The 19,303-nt window shown below is 52.2% G+C and carries 16 protein-coding genes; 5 read left to right on the forward strand and 11 right to left on the reverse strand.

Features of this window, described 5'->3' with window-relative positions:
* Window positions 1–65: 65 nt before the first annotated feature.
* Complete coding sequence (locus tag QWF21_RS08300) at window positions 66–740, forward strand: DUF3334 family protein (RefSeq protein WP_330087586.1); 675 nt, start codon at window positions 66–68, stop codon at window positions 738–740.
* Here the strand turns inward: QWF21_RS08300 and QWF21_RS08305 are convergent.
* The 4 genes from QWF21_RS08305 to QWF21_RS08320 are packed head-to-tail and all read right to left on the reverse strand — an operon-like array spanning window position 729 to window position 3,881.
* Entirely contained in the window at window positions 729–1,946 is a 1,218-nt protein-coding gene (locus tag QWF21_RS08305; protein ID WP_330087587.1) for an ATP-binding protein, read from the reverse strand. The two genes, QWF21_RS08300 and QWF21_RS08305, sit on opposite strands and share 12 nt — an antisense overlap.
* A complete protein-coding gene (locus QWF21_RS08310) occupies window positions 1,946–2,641 on the reverse strand; it encodes a response regulator (protein WP_330087588.1) in 696 nt (231 codons plus the stop codon). The genes QWF21_RS08305 and QWF21_RS08310 overlap by 1 nt, the downstream gene beginning before the upstream one ends.
* Window positions 2,641–2,988 carry a DUF3019 domain-containing protein gene (locus QWF21_RS08315; RefSeq protein WP_330087589.1) on the reverse strand — a complete coding sequence of 116 codons (348 nt, stop codon included), beginning with the start codon at window positions 2,986–2,988 and terminating at the stop codon, window positions 2,641–2,643. Before QWF21_RS08315 ends, QWF21_RS08310 begins: the two co-directional genes overlap by 1 nt.
* 38 nt (window positions 2,989–3,026) lie before the next feature.
* Window positions 3,027–3,881: a MipA/OmpV family protein gene (locus QWF21_RS08320; protein ID WP_330087590.1), complete on the reverse strand. Its 855-nt coding sequence runs from the start codon at window positions 3,879–3,881 to the stop codon at window positions 3,027–3,029.
* 197 nt (window positions 3,882–4,078) lie between these two features.
* Between QWF21_RS08320 and QWF21_RS08325 the strand changes: the two genes are divergently transcribed.
* From QWF21_RS08325 to QWF21_RS08335, 3 genes are all read left to right on the forward strand, one after another.
* Window positions 4,079–5,128: a S66 peptidase family protein gene (locus QWF21_RS08325; RefSeq protein ID WP_330087591.1), complete on the forward strand. Its 1,050-nt coding sequence runs from the start codon at window positions 4,079–4,081 to the stop codon at window positions 5,126–5,128.
* Between the two features lie 164 nt (window positions 5,129–5,292).
* Window positions 5,293–6,327: a LacI family DNA-binding transcriptional regulator gene (locus QWF21_RS08330; protein ID WP_330087592.1), complete on the forward strand. Its 1,035-nt coding sequence runs from the start codon at window positions 5,293–5,295 to the stop codon at window positions 6,325–6,327.
* Between the two features lie 3 nt (window positions 6,328–6,330).
* Window positions 6,331–6,570 carry an EexN family lipoprotein gene (locus QWF21_RS08335; protein WP_330087593.1) on the forward strand — a complete coding sequence of 80 codons (240 nt, stop codon included), beginning with the start codon at window positions 6,331–6,333 and terminating at the stop codon, window positions 6,568–6,570.
* Window positions 6,571–6,615: 45 nt separating this feature from the next.
* Here QWF21_RS08335 and QWF21_RS08340 read toward each other — a convergent pair whose 3' ends face one another.
* The 7 genes from QWF21_RS08340 to QWF21_RS08370 all read right to left on the reverse strand — a co-directional run bounded on the left by QWF21_RS08340 (window position 6,616) and on the right by QWF21_RS08370 (window position 17,644).
* The gene (locus tag QWF21_RS08340) at window positions 6,616–8,346 is read right to left on the reverse strand and encodes an alpha-amylase family glycosyl hydrolase (RefSeq protein WP_330087594.1); all 1,731 of its coding nucleotides are present in this window, start codon (window positions 8,344–8,346) and stop codon (window positions 6,616–6,618) included.
* Window positions 8,347–8,349: 3 nt separating this feature from the next.
* Window positions 8,350–9,855: an MFS transporter gene (locus tag QWF21_RS08345; RefSeq protein ID WP_330087595.1), complete on the reverse strand. Its 1,506-nt coding sequence runs from the start codon at window positions 9,853–9,855 to the stop codon at window positions 8,350–8,352.
* A gap of 229 nt (window positions 9,856–10,084) precedes the next feature.
* Window positions 10,085–10,627, reverse strand: a complete 543-nt coding sequence (locus QWF21_RS08350) for an Lcl C-terminal domain-containing protein (RefSeq protein WP_330087596.1) — start codon at window positions 10,625–10,627, stop codon at window positions 10,085–10,087.
* A gap of 98 nt (window positions 10,628–10,725) precedes the next feature.
* Window positions 10,726–12,501, reverse strand: coding sequence for an Lcl C-terminal domain-containing protein (locus QWF21_RS08355; RefSeq protein WP_330087597.1), 1,776 nt, complete (start codon window positions 12,499–12,501; stop codon window positions 10,726–10,728).
* 206 nt (window positions 12,502–12,707) lie between these two features.
* A complete protein-coding gene (locus QWF21_RS08360) occupies window positions 12,708–13,154 on the reverse strand; it encodes a YybH family protein (protein ID WP_330087598.1) in 447 nt (148 codons plus the stop codon).
* 155 nt (window positions 13,155–13,309) lie between these two features.
* Entirely contained in the window at window positions 13,310–15,733 is a 2,424-nt protein-coding gene (locus QWF21_RS08365; protein WP_330087599.1) for a glycoside hydrolase family 31 protein, read from the reverse strand.
* A gap of 3 nt (window positions 15,734–15,736) precedes the next feature.
* Complete coding sequence (locus QWF21_RS08370; protein ID WP_330087600.1) at window positions 15,737–17,644, reverse strand: alpha-amylase family protein; 1,908 nt, start codon at window positions 17,642–17,644, stop codon at window positions 15,737–15,739.
* 301 nt (window positions 17,645–17,945) lie between these two features.
* Here QWF21_RS08370 and QWF21_RS08375 point away from each other — a divergent pair, with 301 nt between their 5' ends.
* Entirely contained in the window at window positions 17,946–19,268 is a 1,323-nt protein-coding gene (locus tag QWF21_RS08375; RefSeq protein ID WP_330087601.1) for a DUF4397 domain-containing protein, read from the forward strand.
* Window positions 19,269–19,303: the final 35 nt, after the last annotated feature.

A 19,303-nucleotide genomic window follows, 5' to 3' on the forward strand; every position in this document is an offset into this window, starting at 1 on the left:
CAAGCTAGGCGCAGCGCTCTATTTCGTCTTATACTGACAAAAATATAGCTGTAACAGGACGCCCCATGAAAAAAAATAAAATCGTCGCTACCGAAGATATTCTGCTGACCCTGTGTCAGTCGGTCAGCGAAGTACTGGCTGCGGCTGGTAACCGCGAGGTGAATTACTCACCCATGGTCCAGAAAATTCAAAAGACCTGCTTGCGACCAGATCTCGGTTGTTTTGTGCTGTTTGATGGTGGCTTTTCCGGCTTGGTGGTCATCAACTTTACCTCTCAGGCTGCGATGGAAATCTACCGCAAGTACATGATGAGCATGGGCATGCCAGAGTCCGAACTGGCGCAATTTCATACCTCGGATGAAGTCGGCAATGTGATGGGCGAGCTGATGAACCAGATTGTTGGTGATTTTACCAACAAAGTGCGGATCGACCTTCAAACCTCCATCAATCAAAGCCAGCCCAAAATGATGGCCATCAACAAGCAAGTGCAAATCCTTATTAATACGCAGTTGGATCAACCCCAAGCCAGACGGGTCACCTTTAGTACGCCTGAGCACAATATTTTTTATCTAGAACTGGCCATGGATAAAACCGAGTTTATTCAGTTGCATGAATTTGAAAAAGTCGAACAAGAACACCCTGATGATATTCTGGCCAATGCCAAACAGGGCAATTACGAAGTGGCCGATCAGGTGAGCCCGGATGTAGATGAAGACTTTTTACGTGACTTAGGTTTGTAACACCAGACTAAAGCGAGCTCCTCCCAATGGGCTCTGGCCAATGACCAGACGCCCCTGGTGCCACTCCATAATCCGGCTGACAATAGCCAGTCCCAGGCCAAAACCACCGGTGCCAGCACGCCTTGGCTCGTCCAAGCGCTGGAATGGCTTAGTGATCTCATGCCTGACGGCATCCGGTACGCCTGGGCCGTCATCGTCGACATGCAACCATAACTGACCTGACTTCAGCTCCACTGTAGCCAGGATCCTGCTGTGGGCAAATCCTTTGGCATTTTGCAGCAAATTGACAATAGCCCGCTCCAGATAGTGCCCATCCGCGGCACAACAGCAGGGGAGCGGCACTTTCAACTCAATAGCCGGACCAGGTAACACCGCCAGTTGTTCCTGCAGGCTGTGTAACAGCTCTGACAAATCCACTTGCTCGGGTTGGAGCTGAGGCATCGCCACTTCCAACCGGGCATAATCCAGCATTTCATCCACCAGCCGCTGCAGTACCAGCACATCCTGCTGCATTAATTGCTTTTCCTGAGCATTCAACTGGCTGGCCATTTCCAGCGCAAAACTCAACCGGGCCAACGGCGTACGGAGTTCATGCGATACCGCATGCGTCATTTCTTTTTGCAGCGACAATAAACGCTGAATCTGTGCCTGCATTTGACGCACACTATCGGCGATGGGAGCCAGCATTGAGTAACCGGGTAAGCTAACCTGTAATGGCTTACCCCGGCCAACCACACTAAGATCCCGTTGCAAATGCCGAATATCACGCGCCAGAGGCCAAAGCCATAAAGCAACCGCTATCCCCAGCAGCAGGAAAAACAGCAAAGTCAACCAAAGCCGAAGTGGCGACGAAGCCTCCAGCTGAACTGGACCAAACTGCCAGAGTTGCTCTTGCCCCAAAGCAAACAGATACAACTCATTCTGGTGGCCGAAAAGTGGAATAATCTCACCTTGTGCCAGCGCATGCATTTCTGCTGCCGGAAAAGGCACACTTTCCATTGGCAAAACTTGTGCCGGCAAAGCCAACTGAGCCGATAAATCTGGCCTTGGCTGTTGCAGTACCAGCTTAATTTGCTGCTGCCACAAGGCAACGGAAGGCGGTAGCTCATCTTTAGACCAGACCTGCCATAACTGCTCAATGCTCCAGCCAAGAGCTATCAACAGTACCAGCAGAAATAAATAAAACTGTAGAAACAAACGCTGCATCAGGCCGACCAGGCGTCCGCAACAAACAAATAGCCTTTACCCCACACAGTTTTTATTCGATAGGGTGTTTCGGTATTATCCGCCAGCTTTTTACGTAAATGCGACACCCGAACATCGACAGTGCGATCCAGGCCATCGTAAGGCCGGCCTATGACCTGTTGATGAATTTCTTCCCGGCGGACGGTCTGGCCGGCATGTACTGCCAGCATCCAGAGCAAATCAAATTCATAACTGGTTAAATCGACTCGCTCACCCGCCAGGAAGGCTTCCCTGGCCCGACGTTTTAATTGCAACTGACCAAAGCTCAGCTCATGGGTCTGACCAGGTTCGGTTGAATGGCGCCGTCTTAACAACGCATGAATGCGAGCCAGTAAAACGCGAGGCTCCACTGGCTTAATCACATAATCATCCGCCCCGAGCTCCAAACCCAGCACCTGATCAATATCACTCTGGCGCGCGGTTAACATCAAAATAGGTCCATGAAACCCTGGCCGGATCTGGCGGCATACACCATAACCATCCAGTCCCGGTAGCATCAAATCCAAAATAATCAGGTCCGGCTGAAAACGCTGGCAATGTGCAGCAACTTCCAGTCCATTGCCTTGCACCTCAACCAAAAACCCGTGCTGTATCAGGTAGCTTTGCACCAACTCAGCCAAGCGCGGATCATCCTCTACCAACAATACTTTACTCATTAGAATACACTCCAAGGTGCCACCAGGCGTCGGCGTCGCTTTGGTTGACGACTGACTGTTTTCAGGGTTTCATCCAGGAACACCTGCTCAGCATCCCGTAATGACAAAATAGCCTGTTCAGGCCAAATTAAACGAGAAGCCCACTGCCCCTGATGTTGTTGTTGCCAACAACTCAGAGCTTCATCAGCCAGGTACAAGCACAGATCAACCGGTACCGGGCTGGACCACACCACATGCAAATCGGCTTCACAACGTTCGCCCTGAGCACTGGCAATACACACCATAGGGCTGGCCGACCAGCACAAGCCAGAGGTGCACTGCTCGGCAGGATTCACAGATAATGGCATCAGCAGCATCCATGCCGTCTTAGATAATAATCCCATCATCAGAAAAATCGGTAGCTCCAGCCTAAGAACCAACTGTGCTGATACGATTGCTCCACCAGGGGACTTCGGGTCATAGCAGTATCCAGCCAGCGATAACGGTAAAAGGCCATCATGCGCCATCCGTCAGTCAGCGGCAAGGACCAATACAATCCCAGCTCAGGTTGCAGACTGGCTTTAGCCTGATAACGCGGCAGATAGGTAGCCTCGTCCGGACCAAGACCATAATAACGCTGCATCAGGTTTTCACTTTTCCAGAATAAACCAGCACTGAAGCGCCATTGACCCCAAGCTGTACCCAACTGACGGCCTGCCACGGCACTAAGCTCATGGCCATGGTGCTGACCACTGATATCTGTCCAGCCATTCAGTCGTAGTGTCCAATCATCAAACCAGGCGTTTAGTTGAACCCCACCATCCCAGGCGGTAGGTCGTCGCTCCACTTCATTGACAGAAACCTGTTGCTCTGCTGTCCGTGCATCCAGGGAGACAGTCGGCATATTGGCAAAGGTGTACTCCATGGAGGGAATGCGTGAGACATGCCAGCGGTAAAAATAGCCTTTTTCAGGATTTAACCGGCTTACCAAACTGATACTCCAGTGTGGTGAGAGATCCACCCCTGCTCCCAGTATGCCGTTGTCAAAGAAGGCGACTTTGCCATAATAGCTAATATCCGGCATCAGATAGAGTGGCATATTGGCAGCATCATACAGCGGACTGGAGCTTTGGCCAGCACCAACAGCCAGTGACAAGCGCCAGCTTGATTGCTCTACATAGCCATCGTCCAGCGTGTCTTTGTCGCCCGCAAAAGCCCAAGTAGAAGCTAACAGTAAAGTAGCCGCTTGCAACACTCTCATTCGCAGCTGCTCCATAAATCCGAATACCCTCAGTTTATCACTGACTCGAGATAGGCAGAATAGAGTTAACATTGTTTCACAATTTATCCGATGTTGAGAGACCGCTAGCAGGAATAAAAAATTCCGAAATTCAACTTGGATAGTAATAAATAATTGTATTAGACTGGTCACAGTTTACTCTGATGGGAGTCGCTTGCATGAATAAACGCAACTTTATAAAACTTGGTATCGCCTCTACTTTACTGCCACTGATGAGCAGTGTGGGCATGGTCCAAAGCGCTATCAATCCTGGTGGAAAACTACGTCCACTTCCGCTCAAGCGTGGTGACACCATAGGGGTAGTCAGTCCATCGGCTGCCATTGCAAGCAGGATGGACGCTCAATTTGCTGTAGAGTCCATGCAAGCTCTTGGCTTTAAGGTAAAAACCGGCCCGCACTTCCAAAGCAGGCATGGTCACCTGGCTGGCCAGGATGCTGACAGAGCCGCTGACTTTAATGCCATGTTTGCCGATCCTGAGGTAAAAGCCGTGATCTGCCTGCGTGGTGGCTCAGGTGCAGCCCGCATTCTACCGTTGATTGATTACGATCTGGTACGCAAGCATCCCAAAATCGTACTGGGTTACTCCGATATTACCGCCATTCATAATGCCTTGCATGCTAAAACCGGCCTGATCACTTTCCATGGTCCCAATGGCAGCAGTCGTTGGCACGACTTCAATGTCCAGCAGTTTGAACAACTGTTTTTTCAGCGCGAGTTGATTAACTTTCAAAACGAACATAGGCCTGAAGATGATATTATAGTGCGTAGCAACCGCACCAGTACCATTCGCGGTGGAAAGGCCAGGGGTGAACTCATTGGCGGCAACCTGACCGTTTTAACCTCTTTGGCAGGAACCCCTTACTTGCCAGACTTTACCAATAAAATTCTGTTCTTAGAAGACATCAATGAGCCCCCCTACAAAATCGATCGGATGCTCAGTACTCTGCGTTTAAGTGGTGCTCTGGCGCAAATCAGCGGCTTTATCTTTGGGGATTGTGCCCGTTGTGAGCCTGGCGGTGGCTGGGGTAGCCTGACACTGGACGATATTTTGGACGATTACATCCTGCCACTGAATATACCAGCCTACACCGGTGCCATGATTGGCCATATACCGCGCCAGTTTATTGTCCCTGTGGGTGCCTCGGCCGAGATGGATGCCGATAGCGGCAGCTTCCGCTTGCTGGAACCGGTATTCCAGAGCAGTTAACTTACCCTCCTTTGCTTCAGCATTTGAATCCCAACCTGCTTCCGACTATGATAGGAAGCAGGTGTCTGCAAAGACCTTAATTAAGTCGTTGTCGCTCCGGTATCTTTCTTTATCTGGCTCGTTGCAAAACCATTGGCATAACGAGCCACAGTTGAGCGTAATCCATGAAAGAAAAAGCCACATCCTTCGATATTGCTTACCTGGCTGGTGTATCGCAATCTACCGTATCCCGGGCCTTACGCGACAGCCCTCAGGTCAATAAAGAGACCAGAGATAAGGTGCAGGCCATTGCCCGCCAGCTCAACTACAAGGTGGATAAAAATGCCAGCAACCTGCGTAAGCAGCGCAGCAGTACCCTGGCCTTGTTGCTGTTTGAAGATCCCACCACCGATGAGTCGCTGATCAATCCATTTTTCTTATCCATGCTTGGCAGCATTACCCGCGCCTGCGCCAAGCGTGGGCAGGATTTATTGGTGTCCTTTCAGCAGCTAAGCAATGACTGGCATGCCGATTACGAAGATACGAAAAAAGCCGATGGCATCATTTTACTCGGCTATGGCGACTACCAGGATTACGAGGAAAAGCTGAACAAGCTACTGGCGCAGGAAACCCATTTTGTCTGCTGGGGGGCCGATGTCGAAGGTCACCCGGATTTTACCATTCGCAGCAACAACCGTCAGGGTGGCCGTCTGGCTGGCGAACATTTGTTGTCTTTGGGCCACAAGCGATTTGCCTTTATAGGCAATGCCTCCGCTGGTAGCCCGGAGTTTAGTCAACGCTTCCTCGGTTTTAGCGATGCGCTGCAACAAGGCGGTATCCGCCACGACGCTATTGCCCAGTTCAATGCCATTTCAACCGAACAAGCGGGCCAGTTGGCCGTACAGAACCTGTTGGATAGCGGCAAAGCTGTCGATGCTATTTTCTGCGCCAGTGACTTGATCGCCATAGGTGTCATGCAAGGCATTCAACAGCGCGGACTTCGGGTACCAGACGATATCGCGGTGATGGGTTTTGATGATATTCCGGTTGCTTCATACACCACACCACCACTGAGCACTATTCAGCAAGACACCACTTTGGCTGGTGAAATGCTGGTAGAGAATCTGCTTCGCCTGGTGAACAATCAACCGATTGAAACCAATCAAATTGAGCCAAAAACCATCATCCGCGCCTCCTGCGGTACCACATTAAAAGGATAAGGAATGAAAAAAATCAGCGTGTTACTCAGTTCTAGCCTGCTTTTGCTGGCTTGTGGCGGAGCTCCTTCTGCCGATAAACTGGCCAAGGATCCGGAGCTTTTGGCCAAGGTCATGATGGAGTGTGCCGAACTTCAACTAAAAGGTGAAAACACCGATATTGCCAAATGCAATAATGCAAAAAAGGCTCAGCAACAACTGATGAATGATGTCAAAAAAGAGCTGAATGAATTACTGGGCAATTAAATAAACCAGGGCTGCGCCTTTCATGCAGCCCTGCTCTCTGCTTTACTACCTTGACTGCAAGATCAGCAGGCCATCGCTGGCCAACAAGCTGCCATCCAAATCAAAGCCCCAACTTACTGACAGACTGCTATGCTCTGCCAGCAGGGTGGCAATATCCGCCATTTCACCGGCCAGATTCAGCACAAACACCGTGCGCTGCTCACCCAGCTCACGTGTCACCGTCAGAATGCCCTGCTGCGGTGATTGCACCTGGTAAGAGCCCGCCAAACGCATTTCCGGCCGCTGCTTTTGCATCGCGATCAGCAAACGATGCAATTGCCACAAGGAATCCGGCTGAGCACGTTGCGCTGCTACCGTACGATCACCTGCAGCCAGCTGCTGCGCCAGAAAATCCGGCCACCAGGGATCAAACGCCTGGGTAAAGAGCTCTTTTTGCTGCACCCAGCTAAGCTCAGCCTGGGTAAAACCTGCCTGATGGCTTTGGTCCCACAGCATCGGCGCCCGCTTGTACACATCATGGCCACTTTGCTGCTGGGTCATGCCAATTTCTTCACCGTAGTAGATGTATTTAGTCCCTGGCGAGCTAAACAATAAGGCAGCTGCCTGCTTGGCTTTGGCTTGACTTTCCTGCAGTTGGAAGCCCACTCGGTCCTGATCGTGATTGGTTAAAAACGGCGTGAAGAAGGCCAGCGGTGCGCCCGACTCCAGCCGGCGCTGCACATTCTGTGCCAGTGGATGCAAGGCACCATCTTCAGCCTGACCGGACTGCTGGCTCATGGTGCCAAACTGGGCTTCTGTGGCCAAGCCTTGCTGCAGCATATCCAGCACAATGTAACCAAACTCAAAATCAAAGCCCTGATCCAGCCCTTTGCCTTCCCCCCAGTATTTGGCCGCCACCGGGATATCAACCCAGGCTTCGCCCACTAAGTAGGCTTCTGGATTGACGCTTTTAACAAAGGCATTGAAGTCTTTCCAGTAATCAATGGTCTCGGGCAAGTCGGCCTGACCGCTAGGGCCACGCTCTATCACAAAGCGCACCGCATCGAGCCGGAAGCCATCAACCCCTTTATCCAGCCAGAATTTGGCCATCCGTTTCATTTCTTCGATCACATCCGGGTGCTCCAGATTCAGATCCGGCTGGGTGGCACCAAAGGCGGCGTAGTAGTACTCGCCCCGGGTCTCATCAAAATGCCAGACCGCTTCAGGCATATCGTTATCTGACCAGGCATGACCCCAGCCTTTGCCGGTTTCTGGCAGGCTTTCCCGCCAGATAAAGTAATCGCTGTACGGCTCAATGCGCTGGGCTGAGCGCTGAAACCACTGGTGTTCACGGGAAATGTGGTTGATCACCAGATCCAGAATCACCCGGATACCGCGCTCTTCAGCTTGTTGCAAAAAGCGTTCAAAATCCGCCATGGTACCGTAATCTGACTCCACCTGATAAAACTCGGTAAAGTCATAGCCATGGTAAGACGGCGCTTCAAACATCGGCGTCAGCCAGATGGCATCAATGCCTAGCTCAGATAAATAAGGCAGTTTGGCGGTCATGCCATTAAAATCGCCATGACCATCACCGCTGGTATCGTAAAAACTACGCGGCCAGATTTGATAAAAAACCGCATCATCCCACCAGGGGGCTTCGGTCTGCTCGAAAGGCGCTGCAGTTGGGGCTTGATAACCCGACTCGGGTGCCGGCTGGCAAGCGCTGACCGCAGCCAGAGCGGTCGCCAGGCCAGCGGCCTTAAGGGTGGTAGAAAACCAGGGATTCAGTTGCATCACTTATCCTTTGACTGTTTTGCTGGTTCGAACAAAGAGCACATAGACAGCGGCGATCAAGTAACTGACCCCGCCCAGTGCCAACGCATAAATGGCCTCGCCGCCGAAGAAGTACTTCAGCAAGCTGCCCAAAATGGCTGCCGCCAACAGTTGCGGCAACACAATAAAGATGTTGAAGATGCCCATGTAAATGCCCATTTTATGGGCTGGCAGGCTGTTCGACAGCATGGCATAGGGCAAGGACAAAATCGAAGCCCAGGCAATGCCAATGCCAATCATCGGCAACCACAATAAGGCTGGATCCTGGATCCAAAAGAAGGAAAACAGCCCCAGGGCACCACAGGTCAGATTAATGCTGTGAGTGCGCTGGGTGGTGATACGGCGGGCCAGCCAGGGGATAATCAAGGCAGCAATAGCGGCAAAGCCATTGTACACAGCAAACAAGACACCGACCCAATCAGCACCGGTATTGTACGCCAGCGAGGTGGTGTCCGAAGTGCCATAGTGATGACTGGTGACGGCGGCCGTGGTGTAAATCCACATGGCAAAGAGCGGGAACCAGGAGAAAAACTGCACCACCGCCAGTTGCTTCATGGTGCCCGGCATGGCATAAAGGTCATCAATAATCTGCACCAGCATGTTGCGGTTATTCTGCTGCTTAAACCAGCTGGTCAGCCATTGCAGCACGCCAAAGGAGGCAATCAGAGCGCCCAGCAAATACAGGTTCTGATCCAGCTGTTGCAGGTAAACAAAGCCCCAGAACAGCACGCCAATCACCACAGCCGCAGCGCCACTGGCCCAGTAGTTGTCGCGGACTTTGACGACTTCGACTTCCACCGGGTTGGCCTGCTGCTCGGCCGCTTCAAAGGCCGCCAGCTGATCCGGGCTGTACTCTTTGCTGCGCAAAATGGTCCAACCTACCGCCAGGAACAGCACCACACCACCGGCATAGAAGGAATAGACCACCGAGTCCGGGATCATGCCTTCCGGCGCAATGTTGGACACACCAAACCAGTTGGTCATCATCCAGGGCAGCGCCGAGGCAACAACGGCCCCCACGCCAATAAAGAAGCTTTGCATGGCAAAGCCCTGCGGCCGCTGCTTCTTGTTCAGGTTATCGCCAACAAAGGCCCGGAACGGCTCCATGGTGACGTTAATGGCCGCATCCAAAATCCACAGCATCATGGCAGCTACCCACAAATGCGGTGAGTTCGGCATAAAAATTAGTGCCAGGGTGGTGGCAATGGCGCCATAGAGGAAGAAAGGCCGGCGCCGGCCCAGTTTGGTCCAGGTTTTGTCGCTAAAGTGACCGACGATGGGCTGCACCAGCAAGCCGGTTAACGGCGCTGCTACCCAGAGGATAGCAATCTGGTCCATCTCGGCGCCCAGGGTTTGGAAAATCCGGCTTACATTGCCATTTTGCAGGGCAAAGCCAAACTGAATGCCAAAAAAGCCCAGGCACATGTTCCAGATTTGCCAAAAACTAAGATCAGGTTTTTGCTGTTGCATTGTTATTCTCTAAAACCGCTGTTGATCTGTCTTTGATAACCCTATTATGGTGCAACAACAAGATGAATACGTATTCAAACCAGCAAAAGTGTCACCCACTGGTGCAAGGAGCTGGCAAATATGGCTGTAATTCAAACTGCATGTTCAACAGCAGCTTAGTTAAACTTTTGGGCGCTTCCCCACATAACCCATTTAATGGTTACCAACCGCTCATCGTTGTACGTAAACATTATTCATCAAACCGCACTAACCGTACGTAAAGCTCAGAGCTCTTATCTGTGCCAGTAATTGAGCCAATGAAAAAATGGACACTCCATGACTGGGTGCTGTATTTGACATGCGGTGATGATGTCCAGTAAGTACCATCCGAAGCATCCGGAAAGTTAGCGGTATTTACACTGGGAGACCAGCAGCGTTCTTCAATGATTGCAGCCAACTCATTTTTATTGGGTAAACGCCAATCGCTGTAACCTGCAAAGCTAAAGCTTTCCGCCATTTGTAAAGCATCAAGCCAGTGGTAACTGTTCATCACACCGACACATCCAGCACCATCCCAACTTTGTCCTATACTGCACTGCATCCACATCAATTTGGTTGAGTGTTGAGAGATAGTGCCGTCCCCGTGTACCTGAAAGTCTGTACTTGGAGTTCGAAAAGGGATTGCCGTATTCTCATTCGCACAGACGTCAGCGGCCATAGCTGAATGTCCTACCCCAACCAAAGCTAAAAGCCCGGCAAGCAGTAACATGGATTTAGACAAGACTGGGAACATTGTTTTCCTCCCAAAAAAGTAATATGGAGCAGCCCCCCCCCAAGGCAACAAAATGCCGTAGGCCTGAAAGCAGTGCCGGGCCTGCCAATGGCAAGAACTTAGAGGGCATGCCGAACCAGTCGTACATGATACCCATAGTGCTTGTACCGGAAGTTAGGGTACCCATAGTAAAATGCAATACCCCAGGCATAGGAACTGTATCCAGCATAACTTGAAGACGTCCACCAATATGAACCGGTAGGTGTATTTGGGAAAAAATCAATATCAATTGATGGATTCACTCTGCCATTATGCAGCAGCCCAAGCAATTCAAATCTTGTCGGCAAGCGCCAATCGCTTGCACCACAGAGCCCATTACTATTGACAGCCATCACATAGGCATGGGTATCGCAGTCACTACCTAGACAACTGCCTCCATTTAAAGTCCCGTCCTCGCCACCATTGCTAGTGCTATCAGGCTCAAACCATGAGTAAGTATTGCTTTGGTCATGCAGGCCACCATCCTGTGTTTTTACTTCCCAAATGAGCCCTGTTACATTATCGCGAACGCAGCTCCATTGGCTTCCTTCAGCTTCACTGCCATCCGCATCCCAAGGTGTATTTTGCAAAGCCAGTGCATTACCATTCGCTGCAATTTTTGTGAAATCAAATCCCGTGGCACCATGGCCTAACTTTGTTAACGCGCCAGCACGAGCGGCAGCATCCCGACCAGAGTCACCATCCTGCCCCTGATACCCCATGCCCACAACAGGGCAATCTTGCTGGTTCATTGTCGCGTCCGCACACCAATAGATACCTGTATCGTTCAATCCACCAATAGCCACAAAAGGCGCTTCTGGCGCAGCAATTATCTCATTGCTGGTCAAGCCTTCCATAGACCCCACTGTAGCTGTCACTACCGCATAATAAGCCGTATTATTGGTTAAACCAGTTAATGTAAATGGATTGCTAACATTTTCCAACAATGTGCCGCTAGCGGTCGCCGGAAAACTTGTTACGTCAATATTGGGCTCAGTGTCGACATAAAGGTTATAGCTCTCCCCACCACTGATACCGAGCCAACTAAACGTTAACTCGCTATCTCCTGCCACCACATCAAGCAACTGCGGTGCAGCCACCACAAAACTTGCAGTCACTTCACAATGTTCTACGATTGCGCTTGTGATGTAGCTTGCTCCATCCAAAACTCCATTACAGCCACTGATAGTCGCAAGTTCAAAGCCTTCTTCGTTGCTTACTTCGAATACTGTCGATGCACCATGGCTTACTGATACGCTGGCTGGCTGAATGCTCCCACCAACCTCTGCGGAAGCATGGATTTCATAATGACTCAGGTCGAATACCACCAAGACCAGACAATGCTCCCTTATAATGCCCGTTGTAAAAACATTGCCAGTAAGGGTGCCGTCGCAACCATTGGCACTGGCTAAGGTATAGCCCTCATCCGGGGATAAAGTAAAAGTCGTTGAAGTACCATAACTAACCATTGCACTGTCAGGGGCTATTCGGCCCCCACCACTCACTACTGCGCCAACAGTAAAATCATTGAGCTCGAATGTTACAGCAATAGAGCACTGGGTACTGATGACATCCGTCGTATAAATATGGTCACTTAAAGAGCCTCCACAGCCAGTAGCGGTAGCAATACGGTAACCCTCATCCGGTAAGATACTAAAAGCAGTTACTTGCCCACCAAGCACAGTTCGGTATTCAGGAAATACTGTGCCCCCCGCGCTGGCGGATGAAGATACAATAAAGATCGCATCCCTCTCTGGATGAGAGCTTTTGTTGCAGCCTGTAAGCAGAAAAAGTACTAGCAGCCACCCAGCCAATCTGGATGCAGTCACAACTATAAAAATAATATGGCTATTCATAGCGTCAAACCAGTAACTTAATGCCTGTTTCTAATGAAAGTAAGCTTAGACTACAAGTTCATTATTAACAAAGTTTTATTGAATAACGCCTGGCCGCAGTAATAGAACCTCAGAGATGCATCATTATTAACACACTTGCAATCAACATTCCTGCGGCCAGGTAAATAGCACTGCAAGGGTGTCAAGTATGACTGGGACAAACCTGCTCATCGCTCATCATCCGGTTTTAGATCAAACTGCCCCTGACCGGATCCCATCTCCACCGGTACTGAGAAGTGTTCGTGGATGATTTTCCAGCCATCAGGTTGCAGTTGCCAGCACTGAGTACAGCGTAGCCAGCACAGATGCAATTGGCCTTGGTGGTCCGTGCCGCCGCCATAATTTAAGAAGTGACAAAAAGCCAATTCGGTATCGGCCTGCACTTCCAACTGGTGCACTTCAAAACGAAACTCACCAGGGCAGAACGTCATGCAGTGCTGCCAGTGCTGTTGGTAGGCATCGCGGCTTTGAAACTGCAACGGTCCTATCGCATCAAAAGCCCGTAACGGCGGGCTGTAAAACTGCATAATGGCTTCGACATCTTTACAGGCTACCGCCTTACTCCAACTGTCTATCAACTGCCGGATCTGCTTTGCATGCTCTTGATCGGTCATCACGCTCTCCTGTGAACTGCTTTTAAGGCTAGTCGGTTAAGGATGTCGTATTTCGACCAAAACGACAGAAAGAAGTGGTGAAAAGATGTAAGCGGATGTCTCAAAAAAAACCAGCACCCGACCACTGTGCTGGTTTTTTACGGGAGAAATGGTGGTTAACGCAGTTGCAGCTGAGTATCCTGCTGCCAGTTAAATTGCACTACTATGGCGCCATCGCGGTTACGCCAGGCGCCGGTTTCGCCTTTAGCCAGCGCTTCGGCTTGGATGGTAAAACGCTGCTCGCCCAGCTGTACTTGCTGCCAGTGCGCGGGGGCCTGGTGCACCACCAACATCAATTGGCGCGCTGCCGGCATGCCGGGGAAGTCGCCCTGACGGCTTAGACTGATTTCCAGTTGCTGATCCTGTTGATTGCGGGCACTGAACTGCAAGAGTTCAAAAGCGCCGTCCTCTAAACTGGTGCGGCTATGGCCATCGTCATCGTACAGCTCGCCTTCGCTTTGGCCCACACTGGCATGGTGCCAGTAGTGCAGCTCCAGCTGCTCGGTGCTGTACTGATCCAGGCTTTGCAGCGGCGCCACCATCGGCACAAAAGCACCGGCTTTGACCAGCACAGGAATGGTTTCCAGCGTCACCGGAACCTCGAGCTTTTGCCCCCCTTGATAGGCAGTGCCAGCAAAGAAATCAAACCAGACACCGGCCGGTGCATTGACCGTCCAGCTGCTAACGCCAGGCTTGGTGACCGGTGCCACCAAAAAGGCATCGCCCCAAAGGTAGCTGTTTTTCTCTGTCAGGTAATCCGGGTTGTCCGGCTCTAGCCAAAACAGTGGGCGCATCAAAGGCAGACCGCGGGTGCTGTGCTGGTAGGCCAAGGTGTAGTTGTACGGCGTTAAACGATAGCGTAAACGGATAAAGTCACGGCTAATACGCTGGGTGGTGCCATCGTGGAACACCGGCTCGGGCGCGATGTGCTCCTGCGCATGCGGCCGGTACACCGGTTGAAAGACCCCAAATTGCATCCAGCGGGTGTACATTTCGGCATCGAAGGTTTCACCGCCGGCAAAACCGCCCAGATCCGAGTGGATGTAGCCAAAGCCAAACAGGCTCATTTGCAGCGCCAGCTCCACTTGAGGTTTCAGGCCATCCCAGCTGCGGTCAACATCGCCGGTCCAGGGGATCATGCCGTAGCGCTGCGAGCCCGGTGCGCCGGAGCGCATCATGATAAAGGGCCGAAGCGTCGGGTAATCGCGCACATGGCGCTCAAACACCAGTTTGGCCCATTCATGGCCGTAGGCATTGTGAATTTCATCGGCGGTAGCGGTGCCTTGCGGCAGGCGGTGAATGGCATCGTGCGGGTGCACTTCCGGCTCGCCCAGATCGCCCCACCAGCCCGCTACGCCCTGCTGCATCAGGCCATGGTAAATCTGCCAGAACCACTCAGCCGCCTCGGGTTTGAACACATCAATTAGACCGGTGTTGCCAAAATAAAAGTCAAAGGTTCTGGGCTTGCCGGCCAGATTCAGCGCCAGCACATCCTCACGCACCGCTTCTTGCCAACGATTGGAGCTGGTCAGCATAAAAGGTTCGGTGATCAGAATGGTTTTCACGCCCAGCTCACGAAAATCGGCGATCATTTGCTCCGGGTTGGGAAAGGCTGCTTTATCCCAGGCCAGGTTGCCCATATGGCCCTGAATATCGGGGCCAAACCAGAACAGGTCCAGTACGATGGCATCGAGCGGAAAACCCTGATCGACGAAACGCTGCACGGTGTCGCGAGCTTCTTGCTCAGTGCGGTAACCAAAGCGGGAGGCGTAATTACCGAGCGCCCAACGTGGGGGTAGTGGCGGCATGCCACTGGCCTGCAAATACTGCTGCAGCGTGTCCTGATGGCTGTCGCCGGCAGCCACAAGATAGCCGGTACGGCCACCGACGGCTTCAAACTGCAGCACATCGGCTTCGGTTTTGCCCAGGTCGATAAAGCCGCTGGCCGAGTTATCAAACAACAGCAGGTAGTTGTGGCTGGAAATCACCCCGGGAATGCTGAAGTACATTTGCTCGGACTCGGTGGTGTAACCGTAGTGCGCTTTGTTGTACAGCGGCAGCCGGTGACCACGTCGGTCCATGCCCAGCACCCGCTGGCCGGCGCCGAGTAGCTTTTCATCCGGCTTTAACTGAAAACGAAAACCGCGCAGGGTATCGTGCACAAAGAGGCCTTGCTCCTCGGCCAGAAAGACCTCGCCATCGCGCAAAAAGCTCAGCCGCAGCGGCTTAGTCGCAACCCGTACCGTCAGGGCTTCGGTGCCGTAATACAGCACCTCCCCCTTGGTTTCCAGCCCAGCCGCCAGCAATTGAGGTTTTTGTGGCAACGTAAAGGATGGCAGTTGTTTTACGCCCTCGTTTTGATAAAACACTTCCACCACCGCAGGCTGATGGAAGCGCAGCGTCAATTGACCTGCGCTGGTCTGGATCAGCAGGCCCTCATCCGTCAGCTGATGGCTTTGGTAGTCCAGTATCTGCGCTGGCAGCAGCCAGCTGGCAAACACCAGCAGGCTAACAAAGAGTGCACCTATGGATTTAAGCATTGCTTAGTGCTCCAGTTGCAGGATCAAGGATGCCAAAGGCACCAGCGTCAATGGCACAGTGCCGACACCGTTTTGCACCGTCAATGGCACCGACAGCTCACCATACAGCTGTTCCGTCAGGGTGTAACTGCCATCGGTCAAACCCCAGGCGGCAACCTGCTCTGCCGGAATAGTCAGCTGCATCGGCGGGTAAGCCGCATCCCGTACATTGGCAACAATCAGTAATTTCTGTTCATCGGTCCAGCGCAAGAAAGACAGCAGCTTGTCATCGTAATGCTCGGTCGCCGCCCGGTTGGCGCGGTGAATTTCGGCGTAGTGGCCGTTCATGGCTGGCTGCTCGGCGCTAAAGCGCATCAAACGCACATAGAAATCACGCAGCTCACGCTCCGCTTCCGTCAGAGCGCCGCCGTCAAATTTGCCTCCGTTCATCCAGCGCTGATGAGCCGGCACGCCCCAGTAATCAAAAATGGTGGTGCGGCTGGCCTTACCAAAACCGGCATCGTCGCTGGCCGCTTCGCCGACTTCCTGGCCAAAGTACAGCATGGTTGGCGAGGTGCTGATGGTGGCTGAAATCAGCATGGCGGGCATCCCTAAGCGGGCGTCGCCGGCAAACTCCGGGCTGGCAATGCGCTGCTCATCGTGGTTTTCCAAAAAGTGCAGCATATGATGCTCAATATCGGCCATGCTGTCCTGCACCTCCACCAGCGCATCGGTACTGCCGTGGCCTTGCATCGCCCACTTCAGGTTGTCGTAAAACTCGACCTTGTCGTACAGGTAATCCATCCGACCCAGCTGCAGATAATCGCGGTACAGATGCGGCTGGTACACTTCGGCCAGCAGGAAGGCATCCGGGTTGACCTGCTTGATGTGCGAATTCAGGTAACTCCAGAACTCGACCGGTACCATTTCGGCCATGTCGTAACGAAAGCCATCGACACCCATGTCGATCCAGTACAGCACGATGTCACGAAATTTCTTCCAGGAATCTGGCACATCCCGGCCTTGCCAGAAGGTATAGTGATCCTCAATGCTTTTCTGTGCATACTCGGCTGGCAGGCTATCAAAGTCGTAACTGCCATCAGGCCGCACGCCGAAGTTGATTTTGACCGTTTCGTACCAGTCGTCAAAGTCTGGCTGGGCAGCGCGGGAGCCGTTGCCGGTCCATTTGGCTGGATACTCGTCAAACTGGCCATCGGCCAGCGGGTGCGGCTCACCGCCAAGTGGCAGGTAGTCCTCGGGCCAGGCCGGAACCTGAAAAGCTTCGCCCGGGATGTAGTAGAAATTGTTGTCGCGGGCGTAGGCCACACTGGTGTCGTCGCTGGCGCCAAAATCAGCCACGCCTTCCGGCCGGCTGATGGAGTGATAGTTGCGCGCCACGTGGTTGGGCACAATATCAATCAGCACCTTCATGCCATGGGCATGGGTACGGGCAATCAGGGCTTGAAACTCCTGCAAGCGATTGGCCGGATCATCGGCCAGATCCGGACTGACGTTGTAGTAGTCTTTCACCGCGTAAGGTGAGCCGGCCCGACCTTTCACCACATCCGGGTCGTCCAGCGAAATGCCATAGGCAGTGTAGTCGCGGATCACCGCATGATGCGGTACCCCGGTGTACCAGACATGGGTCACACCCAGCTCTTTAATGCCAGCCAGGGCTTCATCGGTAAAATCGCTGAATTTACCAACGCCGTTTTCTTCCAGCGTGCCCCAGGGCTTGTTGCTGGTGTTGGTGTTGCCAAACAACCGGGTAAAGACCTGATACACCACCGCCTTGCCTGCTTCCGCAGTCTGCTCGGCGGCGGGCTCGGCCTCTGGCTTGGCCGCAGCCGACTGCTCAGGCTGCGCCGCCGGTTGACAGGCCAATAAGGCGGCACTGGCGGCCAGCGCCAATAAGGATGGTTTTAACTGCATTGCTCTGCTCCCCGCAAACCATAAAAAATGCTTAACCCTAAAGTTACGCACTTCTTTGTGGCAAATCCGCACTTTTTGCACTGAATACGTATGCACCGTACGCCTTTGGCACATTTTAGGCAGACACTCAGGAGCTCTCCTTAATATCTCTCTAACGCCCCAAAATGCTCACTGCCTTACTTGCCCAGAGCATAAAAGTGTAACCCACTGTAATCAATTGTATTATTTTGACAATAGCCCTTCTTTGCCAGCTCAACTCTCAGTAGTCTCTGCCAGTTACTAACCAAATAGGTATTCCCCCATGTTGACGCAATTTCGTATTATCAGCCTCAGTTTGCTTGTTCTGTCCGGAGTCGTCGCTTGCGGCGGCAGCTCCGATAGCAAGAATGATGAATCCAGTTACTCGCAAAGTTATCTGCAGTTTTATCACGGCGCCGATCATCTGCCGCCGGTCGAACTGCAGATCAACAGCCTTCAACCCAGCCAGCTAAGTTTAGGGCAGGCTTCCAGCTTGCGGACTTTGGATGCAGCTGAGCACACTGTGAACCTGAGCACAGTGCAGAACCAACAGCCATTACTGGAAGACACTCTGACACTAAAGTCCGGCTACAAACATTTGATGATCTTAACCGAACAAGAGGGTGAACCAGAGCTACTGGCCGTCGAGTTCGATCGTAATACTGATTTAGATCAACAATTTATGCTAACACTAACCAATCTGTCCGTGCAGTTTCCCGAGCTGGATATCTATCTCGCGAAACCAAGTGAGAGTATTAATGAGGCGGAGCGGCTCGAAAGCCTGAGCCCGTTTGAAGTCGCTTACCCAACGAATAAACTGGCCCGCGGACACTACACGCTTTACCTGACCAAACCAGGTGAGCAGCAGGTATTGTTTCAAAGTCAAAACTTTCACTTTCAATACAACAGCACCTACAGCCTGATTGTCCGCGATCAGCAAGGCCCATTGCCTGAGCAGTTGGTGATTGATCTGGTGCTAAACTCCAATGCAACGGACCAGTTACTGCACCGCGCAGCACCAGCACAGTTCCGGTTGTTTAACAGCATGCAGTCTGTTGCAGTGCTGTTGGATCATCAGCCATTGCTCACGTTAAATCAGGCCGAGTTCAGTGACTACAGCGTCCTGACACAGGGGGATTACCAATTGTCGGTGCAAGACACCGATGGCAGCCCGCTGCTTAGCAACCAACTGCTCAGTCTGCAACAAGGCCAGAGTAAGGTGGTCGTGCTGTTTCAGGATGAACAAGGAGCCACCCGCAACCTGCAATATCTTGAAGCCAATCGCCCACAACGGCAACAACACGATGTGACGGTACTGAACCTGAACCAAACCTTTGCCGAATTAAATCTGTATTTTGTACGTTCCGATGAAACCATTCAAACCGCCCAATACAAAGTACAAAAGTTAGCCATCGGCAAACATCAACAAATCCGGTTACCATCCCATGAAGTGTCGCTGGCCCTGACAGCCATCACCAGCCAGGGCAACGAGCTGTTACTGGAGAAAACCGCTCCTTTAACTCTCGAGCAGGATCAGCACTATTTGATTAGCCTGGAGCACGATCCGGCCAGCCCGAACGATGTGAAATTACGTTTGGTGTATTGATGCAGACGGGCGGAGGACGGCAACCGACGTCTTCC

The sequence above is a fragment of the Alkalimonas mucilaginosa genome, from assembly GCF_036327005.1.
GTDB lineage: Bacteria > Pseudomonadota > Gammaproteobacteria > Enterobacterales > Alteromonadaceae > Alkalimonas > Alkalimonas mucilaginosa.

Excerpts from the sequence above, each read along its gene's own strand:
- QWF21_RS08335 (WP_330087593.1), top strand. The coding sequence starts at position 6,331 with ATGAAAAAAATCAGCGTGTTACTCAGTTCTAGCCTGCTTTTGCTGGCT.
- QWF21_RS08340 (WP_330087594.1), bottom strand. The coding sequence starts at position 8,346 with ATGCAACTGAATCCCTGGTTTTCTACCACCCTTAAGGCCGCTGGCCTG.
- QWF21_RS08315 (WP_330087589.1), bottom strand. The coding sequence starts at position 2,988 with ATGCCATTATCTGTGAATCCTGCCGAGCAGTGCACCTCTGGCTTGTGC.
- QWF21_RS08350 (WP_330087596.1), bottom strand. The coding sequence starts at position 10,627 with ATGTTCCCAGTCTTGTCTAAATCCATGTTACTGCTTGCCGGGCTTTTA.
- QWF21_RS08375 (WP_330087601.1), top strand. The coding sequence starts at position 17,946 with ATGTTGACGCAATTTCGTATTATCAGCCTCAGTTTGCTTGTTCTGTCC.
- QWF21_RS08355 (WP_330087597.1), bottom strand. The coding sequence starts at position 12,501 with ATGAATAGCCATATTATTTTTATAGTTGTGACTGCATCCAGATTGGCT.
- QWF21_RS08325 (WP_330087591.1), top strand. The coding sequence starts at position 4,079 with ATGAATAAACGCAACTTTATAAAACTTGGTATCGCCTCTACTTTACTG.
- QWF21_RS08320 (WP_330087590.1), bottom strand. The coding sequence starts at position 3,881 with ATGAGAGTGTTGCAAGCGGCTACTTTACTGTTAGCTTCTACTTGGGCT.
- QWF21_RS08300 (WP_330087586.1), top strand. The coding sequence starts at position 66 with ATGAAAAAAAATAAAATCGTCGCTACCGAAGATATTCTGCTGACCCTG.
- QWF21_RS08365 (WP_330087599.1), bottom strand. The coding sequence starts at position 15,733 with ATGCTTAAATCCATAGGTGCACTCTTTGTTAGCCTGCTGGTGTTTGCC.
- QWF21_RS08310 (WP_330087588.1), bottom strand. The coding sequence starts at position 2,641 with ATGAGTAAAGTATTGTTGGTAGAGGATGATCCGCGCTTGGCTGAGTTG.
- QWF21_RS08360 (WP_330087598.1), bottom strand. The coding sequence starts at position 13,154 with ATGACCGATCAAGAGCATGCAAAGCAGATCCGGCAGTTGATAGACAGT.
- QWF21_RS08330 (WP_330087592.1), top strand. The coding sequence starts at position 5,293 with ATGAAAGAAAAAGCCACATCCTTCGATATTGCTTACCTGGCTGGTGTA.
- QWF21_RS08305 (WP_330087587.1), bottom strand. The coding sequence starts at position 1,946 with ATGCAGCGTTTGTTTCTACAGTTTTATTTATTTCTGCTGGTACTGTTG.
- QWF21_RS08345 (WP_330087595.1), bottom strand. The coding sequence starts at position 9,855 with ATGCAACAGCAAAAACCTGATCTTAGTTTTTGGCAAATCTGGAACATG.
- QWF21_RS08370 (WP_330087600.1), bottom strand. The coding sequence starts at position 17,644 with ATGCAGTTAAAACCATCCTTATTGGCGCTGGCCGCCAGTGCCGCCTTA.